Raw genomic sequence first — 10,543 nt, 5'->3', positions numbered from 1 at the left:
CTCGGGCAAGACCACCAAGGGCGACGTCTGGCTGACCGACATCCTGACCCAGTGCGCCTGGTCCGCCGCCCGGACCCGCGACACCTACCTCTCGGCCCAGTTCTGGCGACTGGCACGCCGGATCGGGAAGAAGAAGGCCGCGATCGCGGTCGCCCACTCCATCCTGGTCATCAGCTGGCACCTGCTGACCAACGACTGCGACTACCAAGACCTCGGCGGCGACTACTTCACCCGCCGCAACGCCGACCGCCAACGCGACCGCCTCATCGGCCAACTCCACAACCTCGGCTACCGCGTCACCCTGGAGCGACCCGCGTAGACCGGCTGCGGTTGATTCTCCTTACAGCTGGCGGCGTACCCACGCTTGCGGATCTGGGCAAGCTGCCGTTCGAGCTCGACTCGGGTGCGGATGCTCTTCTCCGTCAGCCCCTGCAGCTCGTCCCCCGGGTACAGCGCGCGCACCTCGTCGTCGGACATCTGGGCCAGCATGGCCTTGCCGGTCGAGGTGGACGACGCCGGCATCGACATGCCCAGGCGTGACGACACCCGCACTCCCTGCGGGCTCTCGAGGGCGTCGATGAACCGCACCGTCGTTCCGTCGAGGAGGCCGAGGTGGACGGTCTCGCGCAGCTCGGCGTTGAGCCGCTCCAGGAACGGGTGCAACTCTTTGCGGAAATCGAAGCGCTGCAGGATCGAGTAGGCGACCCCGGTCAGAGCGTTACCCGGTCGGTACACCTTCGACTGCGGGTCCTGCCGGACGAAGCCCCGGTAGAGCAGCATCGCCAGCATCCGGTGCGCGGTGGAGGAGGCGACGCCCAGGTACTCGCTGATGTCGGTGAGCCGGACCTCGGACCGCTCGCCGAACAGCAGGAGGATCTTGAGCGCGTTGTCGACCGACTCGATCGGGTACTGCGGCGGCCTCGGCCCCGCGAGAGCGGTCGCATCGAGATCGGATTTCTTCACAGCAGAGACCCTACCTGCGAGAGGGACGACTGACCAAGACCGTCGGAGGCACCCCGAAACACCGCAGCGGACCGCCCCGGACCCGGGCGAACCCGGGGACGGGGGTGGCGGACGCGGCGCCGCCCCGGCGCCGCGTCCGCGTCGCCCTCAGATGACGAAGGTCTCTCGCGTCTCGGGCGCGAACAGCTCGTCCGCGGCCCAGCGCCGCGCGGTCAGCCCCTGCTCGTGGGCGTACCGCAGGAAGACCTCCAGGACCGACCGGTTCGCGTCGAGGCCGTAGGGCCAGAAGTCTTGGCCCAGCAGCGACCGCGTCCGCTCCAGCTCGTCGACCAGCCACGGCACCATGTAGGGGTTCGCCGCCACCTCGCCCATCCGGACCTCGGTCAGCGCCTTGGCCCGCTCGAACGCGGTGAACAGCGACCGCGCCACCCACGGGTGGGCGTCGTAGACGTCGCGGCGCAGCACCACCGTGTGCATGATCGGGAAGATCCCGGTCTCCGCGGCGTACCGCTCCTCCTCGGCCCGCGGGTCACGGAAGAGCGTGCGGACGGTCCCCTCCCCCGCGAGCAGCGGGCGGGGCGTGCGCGGGGCGTAGAGGGCGTCGATCTCGCCGTCGAGCAGCATCTGCACGAGGGTGCGGTCCGCCGGGATCGGCTCCACCTCGATGTCCGGCGGCAGGTCCAGCGCCTGCTTCTCGATCCGTCCCGGCTCGTGCATGCCCCCCGTGCGGTACCGCACCGCGGACACGGGGAGCCCGTGCCGGTCGGCCAGGATCCCGCGGATCCACACGTTCGCGGTCAGCTGGTACTCCGGCACCCCCACCACGCCGCCCGCCAGGTCCGCCGGGTGCTCCCGCTCGTCGTCCGCGCGGACGTACACGCCGTGATGGCGGAACGCGCGCGACGGGAAGACCGGGATCGCGACGAGATCGGGCTCGGCGGCGGCGGCCACGTGGGTCACGTAGGACGCCAGGGACATCTCGGCGGCCTCGAACTCCCGGTGCCGCAGCATCCGGAAGAAGGTCTCCTCGACCGGGAGGTCCAGGTAGGTGAGCGCCAGGCCGTCCGGACGCACCCGCCCGTCGGACAACGCCCGGGTGCGGTCGTAGTCCCAGCAGGCCAGGGTGATCGGAACCCGGCTCACGCTGCGGCCAGCTGTCGGACGAGGTGGTCCCAGACCGCTCCGACCGCGCGCTCGTTGTAGATGTGTTCGCGCTTGGCGGCGGACTCGACGGGATCGGACCAGGTGGGCCAGCCGCCGAAGGCCTGGGTGAGCAGCTGCTGGTAGCAGGCGCGCTCGAGGACCACGGCGCGGACCGTGGCGGTCTGCAGGTCCGGCCCGACCGTGACGATGCCGTGGTTGACCAGGAACACGGCCGAGGCGTCACCCAGCTCCGCCGCCACCTGCTTGCCGAGCTCGGGGGTGACGATCAGGTCCGCGGTGGCCGTGAATCGGGGCACGGCGGGCGGCACGAACATGTTCGCCGCGTGGCTGACCGGGCGCAGCGGCTGTCCCGTCGCCGCGAGGGCGACGGCGTGCGGCGGATGGGTGTGCACGACGGCGCCGACGTCCGGCCGGGCGGCGAGGATCTCGGTGTGGATGGGGTACTCGCTGTGCCGCGGGCCGTCCCCGGCGCGGACCGTGCCCGCACCGTCGACGAGGTGCACCCGCTTCGGGGTGACCTCGCCCAGGCTCCACTCGGCGGACTTGATCCAACATCCCTCGTCGTCCCGGACGGAGGCGTGCCCCCAGATCAGGTCGTCGTGCCCCTGGGCCGCCAGGATGCGGGAGGCCGTGGCCACGAGGTCGCGGGCGTCGTCGCTCATCGACTGGTGTCCTTCCGTACTAGGCGGGAGTGGCGGGGAGCCCGTCGGGATCCACCACCCCGCGGAGCCGGGCGAGCTCGTGTCGCCAGGCGGTGTCGGTGTTGAAGCCTGCGCCGAGGTCGGGGAGCTCGGCCATGTCCTGTTCGGGGAGGTCGACGAGGGTGCCGCCGGCGGACACGATCCGCAGCGAGAGACGCGCCAGCCCGTCCACGCTCACCGCCTGCAACACGGCCTGCTCGACCGTGGCCGCGGCGCTGGTCAGGCCGTGGGCCCGCAGGAGCACGACAGGGCGCTCCCCCAGGGCGTCGGCCATCTCCGCGGCGAGGCCGCGAGTGCGGACGAGCACGCCGCGGGGGTAGACGGGGATGCCGCCCGCGGCGAGCCGGGTGCCGGGGATGTCGAATGCGCCGACGATCGGCCGGATCGCGATGCCGGCGAGATCGGCTGCGACCACCTCGGGGGGGTGCACGTGCAGGACGGCCTCGACATCGGTGCGGCGGCGTAGGACCTCGGTGTGCAGGGGCAGCTCGTTCGGGGGCGCGTAGCCGTCGAGCTCACCCGGGGCGCCCTCGGCGCCGTCCAGGTCGACGAGCCGGATGTCGTCGGGGACCGTGTGCCCGAGGCCGCGCTCGCGCGGACCGCGGCACCGGACGAGGAGCCGGTGCGCGTCCACCCGCAGACTGATGTGGCCGAGGATGCCGTCCGCGAGCCCACGGCCCGCGATCACCCGGCAGCCCTGCGCCACGATTTCGCGCAGCGCCCCGAGCTCGGTCGAGACGGGCGCGGCGGTGCTCACCGTGCCCCCGCACCGGTCGGGCGTGAGGCCTGCCGGGCACTGTTCAGCAGCCCCTGGACGTCGCCCACCGTGCTCGGCGGCGTCGAGGGCCTGCTCAGCGCGCGGCGGCAGGTGACCAGCGCCTTGGGCCAGTTGACGGTCAACGCGCCGATGAACCGGCCCGTGCCGTCCCCGTAGAGCACGGCGAAGGACCGCGCGGGATCGGCGCCGTCTACCCGCACGTGGGCCAGGTCGCCCCCAGTGCGGCCGACCAGCTGGATCTTCCAGTCGTACTGGTCACTCCACACGTACTCCACGGGCGCGTGGCTGCGCAGGTCCTCCGGATGCGTGATGTTGTGCGCCACGCACACGGCCTGCTCGACGGCGTTGGTCCAGTGCTCGAGCCGGACGTAGCGGTCGTACACCGGGTGCCACCACCGGGCGACGTCACCGACGGCCCACACGTGGGGCGCCTCGACCGAACTGCAGTGGCTGTCGCACAGCACTCCGCCGTCGGTCGGGATGCCGCTGTGCGCCAGCCACTCGTCGTTCGGGATCGCCCCGATGCCGACGACGATCGTCGCGGCGGGCAGGACGCTGCCGTCGTCGAGCACGACCTCCAGGGCCCCGCCGGCCTCCCGGACGTCGGTGACCCCGACACCGAACCGCGTCGTCACGCCGCGGCCGGCGTGCAGGTCGCCGAAGACCCCGGCCACCTCCTCGTTCAGCACGCGGGACAGCGGCACGGCGACCGGGTCGACGACGGTGACGTCGGTGAGCCCCATGCCGAGCGCCGTGGCGGCCACCTCCGCGCCGATGAACCCGGCGCCGATCACGACGAGGGGCCCGCCTGCGCGCAGCGCGGTGCCCAGCCGGTGGGCGTCGTCCAGCGAGCGGACCACGTGCACCCCGGGGGGCGTGCCCCACGGAGAGGGCCGTGCCCGCGCACCGGTGGCGATGACCAGGTCGTCGTAGGGAAGCTCTGTCCCGTCCGCGAGCCGCACGGCCCCATCCGCGACACCGACGGCCGCGCTCCCCAGCCGGAGCTCGATCCCCGTCTGCGCCGCGGCCTCGCGGGTCAGCAGGCCCACGTTGTCGACGCTCGTCGTGCCGGCGAGTAGCGCCTTGGACAGCGGCGGCTTGTCGTAGGGCAGCACGTTCTCGTCACCGACCAGCACGATCTCGCCCTCGTACTCCGCGGCCCGCAGGGCCTGGGCGGTGCGGACCCCGCCGACCGACGCCCCGACGATGACCGTGCGGGCCATCACTGGTCCTCGACGACGAGTGCCGAGACGGGGCAGCTGCGAGCCGCTTCCTCGACCCGGCTGCGCTCGGCATCGTTGATCGTCGTGCGAAGCAGCACGACGATCCCGCCGTCGTCGATGTCGAACACGTCCTCCGCGCCGACCACGCAGTTGGCGTACCCCTGGCACGCCTCGAGGTCGGCCTTCACGACCGCCATTTGTCTTCCCTCTCCTTCTGCTTTCAGGCCTTGGCGCCGATGCCGCCGTCGGGGTGCACGACCCCGCCGGTGATCCCGCGCGCCCGTTCGGATGCGAGGAACACGTAGCTCCACGCGTGGTCCTCGCCCGACAGCGCGACCTGCAGCGGCACCCGCGCGGCGAGCTCCTCCGCGCGGCCGGGGGTGTCGTTGAGCCTGCGCTCGTCCAGCCCGAGGCTGCCGATGCCGCGAAGGTCGGTGTTCAGCGTGCCGCCGGGCGCCACGCCGTTCACCCGGATCTCCGGCGCGAGCTCGTGCGCGAGCGCGGTAACCAGCCCGCGCACCGCGAACTTCGTGGACACGTACAGCACGCCGCCCCGGCCCGGGTAGTACGCAGAAGTCGACTCGGTGAGCAGGATGGAGCCGTGGCTCTCGCGCAGCGCCGGCAGTGCCGCCTTCACCGAGTGCAGGTGGCTCTTGACGTTGACCCGGAAGATCTCGTCGAACGCCTCGTCGATCCGATCCGCGTCGAGTTCGCTGACGCCACGGTAGAAGTCGAACACCCCCACGCAGTTCACCAGCACGTCGAGACCGCCGAAGGCGTCCACGGCGGTGGCGACGGCCTCCTCGTTCGCCTCCCGCGTGGTCGCGTCGCCGACGACCACGGGCAGACCGGGGATCTCCGCGGCGAGCTTCTCGCACTTGGCCTCGTCCCGTTCCAGGACCGCGACCTGAGCGCCCTCGGCGCGGAAGGCGTCGACCACGGCGCGGCCGATGCCGGACCCGGCCCCCACGACCAGGGCACGGCGGCCGGCGAGCCAGTCGCTCACACGTCCTCCTCGAACAGCGGGCCGAAAGGGTGGCCAATCATTGCGGAGAAGGTCTGGGCGTTCTGCCAGGTCAGCGCCTCGACCTCCAAGGGGCACAACGCGACCCACTGCCCGGACTTCGGCGCCTCGATCAGCAGCCGGGCCCCGTTGCGGGTCTCGACCCGCGAGACCCGAATCTCGGAGAACTCGTTGCCCACTGTGATCGCCTCGCCGATCTGGTGGGCCTTGAGCTCGCGCAGCTCCGCCGCGGCTCGGGAGGCGCCGGCGTCCTCGGCCTCGCCTTCCCACTCCAGGCCCGCCGGGCGCGTCACAGGAACACCGCCAGGTTCTGGGTGCGCAGCACCGAGTCGTCGACCAGGATCGTGCGGCGAGCCAGCTGCCAGCCCTCGCCCCCCCGGCGCAGGAGGTCCTCCCGGCCCGCCGAGATGACCGAAGCCTCCCGCACGTCCCCGCGGCTGCGGTAGAGCAGCACCGCAGTGTCCACCACGATCTCGCCCTCGTTCGGGGTGGCGAAGGTACGGACGTTGGTGACGTGGTGGCGCAGCCGCGAGGGCGGGTCCTCGGTCCAGGCGTGCTCGGTGAGGAACCGGGCCACCCGGCGCGACAGCGAGTACTTGTTCTCGTCGAAGTGCGCCATGTGCGGTGCCGAGTCGAAGCCCGCGGTCAAGGCCGTGGTGACCCGCACCGGCATGATGTAGTGAATGTCCTCGGTGAGCAGGTCCAGCCAGTCCTCGTAATTCTGCGCGTCGAGGATGTAGGCCTCTTCCACCATCCACTGGTGGGCCTGCAGGTGGCGCGGGTCGTCGAACGGCAGGGCCCTGCCGGTCCGCTCGGTGCGCGGCGCGTGCCCCCCGAGGCGGGACTGCGCCGAGTACCGACCGCCGTTGCCGGTGGGCTTGGCACCGACCCTCTCCTCGGCGGCCTTCGGACCGGTGGGTGCGGTGTCGAGGCTCATGCCCCCGCCTCCGCCCGGTCGGCCGGGACACCGGAGACCTCGACCTGCGAGACCTTCTCCGCGGGCCTCTCCAGCAGGTCTGCCCACCGGTTGAGCAGGTGGCGCTGGTTGTACTCGCCGTAGCCGACGTGGGCCTCGCCCGGACCGGCGTACTGCTCGCGGGTCAGCGGCGGCACGACCTCGGTGCCATCCTCCAGCAGCCCCATCCGGCTGTTCAGGAGCAACCGCCGGGCCATCGTCCCGGCGGCGGTGTTGGTCAGCGACACCCAGTTCTCGACGTCGTCCTGCTCGAACATCCCGGTTGAGCCGAAGCACATCAGGTACGCCTTGTAGGACAGCGCCTTGAACTCCTCGGGCGCCTCGGCATCGACCGCGAACCAGGACAAGACCTCGGTCTCGTCCGGCCCGACGGGCTGCCACGTGCGGATCGAGATGAACGGCAGCACGTCGTCCGAGTCCTCGACCCGGGGCCAGTTGTGCACGAAGCTCATGTTCGGGAAGATCGACGCCGCCGAGATCATGAATCCGTCGCGACCGATGACGTCGAGCTGGTCCTGGGACCACTGCTCCTTCATCTTCTCGATCATCACGTCGGGGTAGCCGACATAGCGCAGCTTCTCCTCCAGCGTCCCGTGGGGCAGCTTGTAGGTGGTGCCCCCGCCGTTGCCCGCCCAGTAGGTGTTGCCGTCCTTGCGCTTCTCCGCCTTGGGCTCGCGGAACAGCCCGATCTCCACGACCGAGGTGTGAGTCTGCGGCGTGTGGTACATGTCGCCAGCGAAATTCTCGGCGCCGATCTTCCAGTTCGCCTTGACCCGCCAGCGCTGCGGGCCGCGCAGCTCGATCCCACTGCTCGACTGGCGCGTGTAGTAGTCCAGGAAGAACGTGAAGTCCCCCAGGTACTCCCGCAGCGGCGGGGCGTCCGGGTCCATGCTCAGGAAGATCAGCCCGTTGTAGGTGTCCAGCGAGGGCGCCGGCAGCAGGGTCTGCCCCTTACGCTTGAAGCCCGCCTCGCCGCCGTAGGCGTCCTTGTGGAACGGCAGCCCCACGATCCGGCCGTCGTTGCGGTAGGACCAGCCGTGATAGGGGCAGCGGAAGTGGCTCGCGTTGCCCATCTCGGCGCGGCACACCTGCATGCCGCGGTGCAGGCACATGTTGAACAGCGCCCGGACCTGACCGTCCTCGCCGCGGGAGAGGATGAACGAGTCGTCCAGCACGCGTCGGACCACGTAGTCGCCCGCTTGCGGGATCTCCGACTCGTGCCCCACGAACAGCCATGCCCGGCTGAACAGCCGCTCCTTCTCCAAACGGAAGATCTCCTCGTCGTTGTAGATGTGCGCGGGGACCATCCCCCGCCGCACATCTCCCAGCACGAGGTCGAGGTCAGTCATCGACGACTCCTTGTAATTCTGTCTGCCAGAGTCCATATCCCTAACACAGAATCTCTGACGATGCAGGCCATGTCAAGACGGCCCGCACCGGGTCCAGCACCCGGGTTGCGCGGTGAACCGCGCCCCGCCGGCGCCTAGGCTCGCCTCCGTGGCGCCGACCGGGTGTACGGCGTGCACGGCGCGGTCGCGTCGCCCATCGAGTTCGTCCCGGTGGTCGTGCCGACAGGTCATCAGACCGCCGGCATCGGGTGGGATCGGCCCGACGAAGCGTTGCGGGGCGCCGCCTGGGGCTTCGCGAGGATCCATAGACGCCCCTGAGAACGACGACGTCCCTCCCGCGTGCGCTCGTGGCGCCGGGGAGGGATGGTTCGGTCGTGCACGGTCTGGTGTCAGCGCCCGTAGTGGCCGGTGAGGACGGCGCGCACGATGGTGGCGTGCGGTGCCTGATGTAGACGTGCTGCAGGCGCTGGTCAAGGGCTGCGGCTGAGCCTCGGCGCGGAGCCGGACCTGGAGGTCGTCGCGGTCGCCGCGGACGGTGCCGAGGCCGTCGAGGCGGCCACGGCGGGCGGCGTTGACCTGGCGGTGCTCGACCTGGCGATGCCGCGGATCACCGGGATCCAGGCCTGCCGGGAGATCGTCCGGCGAGCCCCCGACGTCCGGATCCTGATGCTCTCGATGCACGACAACGAGCAGTACCTGTTCGAGTCGCTCAAGGCCGGGGCCTGCGGGTACGTCCTCAAGCCGGTCGCCGACCGGGACCTGCTGGAGGCCTGCCAGGCGGCGATGCGCGGCGAGCCGTTCCTGTACCCGAGCGCCGTGACCGCGCTGATCCGGCTCTACCTGCATTCCGACAACGGGCTGCCAGACACCCTGCTCACCCCGCGCGAGGAGGAGATCGTCAAGCTGATCGCCGAGGGCCACTCGTCGAAGCAGATCGCCGAGACGCTGGTGATCAGCGCGAAGACCGTCGATCGGCACCGGGCGAACATCCTCCACAAGCTGCACCTGCGGGACCGCCTCGACGTCACCCGGTACGCGATCCGCGCCGGTCTCGTGGAGCCCTGACGCCTACAGCACCGACCCGTCGGAAGTTGGGGGCCAGGCCCGATACCGCCACGCACCGCGAGGCCGGAGCATGGTGGCCCGCCCACCCGGAGGAGGTGCCGATGCCGTCCACCGCGCCGCGCCCGGACGAGCCCCGCCCGCTGAACGAGCGGGAGCGCCGCGCCCTGGAGGGCATCGGGTGCGGGCTGGCCGCCGACTCCCCGCGGCTCGGTGCCGAGCTGGCCCGCGGGCGTTCGACGACGCCCTCGCCCTGCTCGCCGTGCTGGTGATCCTCGGGGTCCTGCTGCCCGCGGACTGGTTGGCTCTGGTGATGGTTGTCGTCGTGCTGGCCGGACCAACAGTCGTCGCGCTGCGCTGGCGGTCACGCCGCTGAGCCACGACTCCGCACAGCAGCGGGCGTCCTGGCCTCCAGCCCGAACAAGGACGACAGACTGCGCGTTGGTAGGCGGTGATGAGGACGGCTCGCCCCGCCCGGAAGGGGTTCGGGCAGGCCACCGATGGCCGGCTCGCCCGGACCGCAACAGGCGTTACGGGCTGACGACGTGCCGGACCAGCTGGTAAGGAAGTCCGTGGTGGCGGGGGAAGGGACTACCACGGCGGATCCCCCGACGCCGCTTGGTCGCAGCTTCTCCAGACGGGCAGAAGGCTGCCCCGACAACACGACGGAGGTCGGAGCGGCCCTGCCGACGGCCAGCACCGAGCGCCGACCGCCACTGCGGTCGCTGTGCTGACACCAATCCGCCCCCCAAACCTGCATCTAGCCGAGCACCGCCGGAAGTACCCGAACAGGGCTCACCACGAGCGCTCGAAGAGTGGCACGCCCAGTTCGGCCTCCAGCGCCTTGACCTGACGCCACAGCGACGGCTGGGCCACGTCGAGCCGGTTGGCGGCGCCCAGGAAGGAGCCGACGTGGGCCACCTCGGCGAAGTAACGCAGCTGGCGAAGCTCCACTGAACCGCCCCGGCGTGTCGGGAGACTTGATCTTCTGAGGAGATGGAGTCATGACACGTCGTTCCCAGCCGCCGTATCCGCCGGAGTTGCGTGAGCGGGCGGTGCGCATGGTCGCCGAGGTCGAGTCGGACTACGACTCGCCGTGGGCGGCGATGAACGCCGTCGCCGCCAAGCTCGGGGTCGGCACCGGGGAGACGGTGCGCAAGTGGGTCCGTCAAGCCGAGATCGACGGTGGTGTCCGGCCGGGCACCACCACTGAGGAGTCCGAGGAGGTCAAGCGGCTGCGCCGGGAGGTCGCGGAGCTCAAGCGGGCCAACGAGATCCTCAAGGCTGCTTCCTTGGACTCAAC

14 protein-coding genes and 1 pseudogene are annotated in these 10,543 nt (G+C 71.1%); 4 read left to right on the top strand and 11 right to left on the bottom strand.

All coding sequences use genetic code 11. The annotated features are described in order from the left end of the window. Window positions 1-319, top strand: a pseudogene (locus BM093_RS36390) (IS110 family transposase); the annotation flags it as partial. Here the strand turns inward: BM093_RS36390 and BM093_RS33240 are convergent. From BM093_RS33240 to BM093_RS33195, 10 genes are all read right to left on the bottom strand, one after another. Then, the gene (locus BM093_RS33240; protein WP_093357014.1) at window positions 289-963 is read right to left on the bottom strand and encodes an IclR family transcriptional regulator; all 675 of its coding nucleotides are present in this window, start codon (window positions 961-963) and stop codon (window positions 289-291) included. The pseudogene BM093_RS36390 and the gene BM093_RS33240 sit on opposite strands and share 31 nt — an antisense overlap. Window positions 964-1,110: 147 nt before the next feature. Then, a complete protein-coding gene (locus tag BM093_RS33235) occupies window positions 1,111-2,106 on the bottom strand; it encodes a substrate-binding domain-containing protein (RefSeq protein WP_093357009.1) in 996 nt (331 codons plus the stop codon). Next, complete coding sequence (locus tag BM093_RS33230; protein WP_093357005.1) at window positions 2,103-2,789, bottom strand: class II aldolase/adducin family protein; 687 nt, start codon at window positions 2,787-2,789, stop codon at window positions 2,103-2,105. Before BM093_RS33230 ends, BM093_RS33235 begins: the two co-directional genes overlap by 4 nt. Window positions 2,790-2,808: 19 nt before the next feature. After that, window positions 2,809-3,585: a 3,4-dihydroxyphthalate decarboxylase gene (gene phtC, locus BM093_RS33225; protein WP_143105681.1), complete on the bottom strand. Its 777-nt coding sequence runs from the start codon at window positions 3,583-3,585 to the stop codon at window positions 2,809-2,811. Then, on the bottom strand, window positions 3,582-4,829 hold the full coding sequence (locus BM093_RS33220) for an NAD(P)/FAD-dependent oxidoreductase (protein WP_093357002.1): 1,248 nt from the start codon (window positions 4,827-4,829) through the stop codon (window positions 3,582-3,584). Before BM093_RS33220 ends, phtC begins: the two co-directional genes overlap by 4 nt. Continuing rightward, window positions 4,829-5,026 (bottom strand): ferredoxin, encoded by a 198-nt coding sequence (locus tag BM093_RS33215; RefSeq protein ID WP_093356998.1) that lies wholly within the window; start codon window positions 5,024-5,026, stop codon window positions 4,829-4,831. Before BM093_RS33215 ends, BM093_RS33220 begins: the two co-directional genes overlap by 1 nt. Window positions 5,027-5,049: 23 nt before the next feature. After that, entirely contained in the window at window positions 5,050-5,835 is a 786-nt protein-coding gene (gene hcaB, locus BM093_RS33210) for a 3-(cis-5,6-dihydroxycyclohexa-1,3-dien-1-yl)propanoate dehydrogenase (RefSeq protein WP_093356993.1), read from the bottom strand. Then, the gene (locus tag BM093_RS33205) at window positions 5,832-6,146 is read right to left on the bottom strand and encodes a hypothetical protein (protein ID WP_245773974.1); all 315 of its coding nucleotides are present in this window, start codon (window positions 6,144-6,146) and stop codon (window positions 5,832-5,834) included. Before BM093_RS33205 ends, hcaB begins: the two co-directional genes overlap by 4 nt. After that, complete coding sequence (locus tag BM093_RS33200) at window positions 6,143-6,790, bottom strand: 3-phenylpropionate/cinnamic acid dioxygenase subunit beta (RefSeq protein ID WP_093356989.1); 648 nt, start codon at window positions 6,788-6,790, stop codon at window positions 6,143-6,145. Before BM093_RS33200 ends, BM093_RS33205 begins: the two co-directional genes overlap by 4 nt. After that, entirely contained in the window at window positions 6,787-8,178 is a 1,392-nt protein-coding gene (locus tag BM093_RS33195; RefSeq protein ID WP_093356986.1) for a Rieske 2Fe-2S domain-containing protein, read from the bottom strand. The genes BM093_RS33200 and BM093_RS33195 overlap by 4 nt, the downstream gene beginning before the upstream one ends. Before the next feature lie 477 nt (window positions 8,179-8,655). On the opposite strand from BM093_RS33195, the gene BM093_RS33190 reads away from it, so the two are divergent. Next, window positions 8,656-9,243: a response regulator gene (locus BM093_RS33190; protein ID WP_093356983.1), complete on the top strand. Its 588-nt coding sequence runs from the start codon at window positions 8,656-8,658 to the stop codon at window positions 9,241-9,243. A gap of 101 nt (window positions 9,244-9,344) precedes the next feature. Then, window positions 9,345-9,512, top strand: coding sequence for a hypothetical protein (locus tag BM093_RS36385; protein ID WP_177238867.1), 168 nt, complete (start codon window positions 9,345-9,347; stop codon window positions 9,510-9,512). A gap of 523 nt (window positions 9,513-10,035) precedes the next feature. On the opposite strand, the gene BM093_RS33185 is transcribed toward BM093_RS36385, so the two are convergent. Further along, window positions 10,036-10,194 (bottom strand): helix-turn-helix domain-containing protein, encoded by a 159-nt coding sequence (locus BM093_RS33185; protein WP_093356980.1) that lies wholly within the window; start codon window positions 10,192-10,194, stop codon window positions 10,036-10,038. 50 nt (window positions 10,195-10,244) lie between these two features. Between BM093_RS33185 and BM093_RS33180 the strand changes: the two genes are divergently transcribed. Continuing rightward, window positions 10,245-10,543: transposase (locus BM093_RS33180; RefSeq protein WP_143105680.1), on the top strand; the 299-nt coding region annotated here is incomplete at its 3' end.

It is taken from the genome of Pseudonocardia ammonioxydans, assembly GCF_900115005.1.
In the GTDB taxonomy this organism is placed as follows: Bacteria; Actinomycetota; Actinomycetes; order Mycobacteriales; family Pseudonocardiaceae; genus Pseudonocardia; species Pseudonocardia ammonioxydans.
Note: the sequence above shows the minus strand (reverse complement) of the source record. Positions and strands in the feature narration are given on the sequence as shown.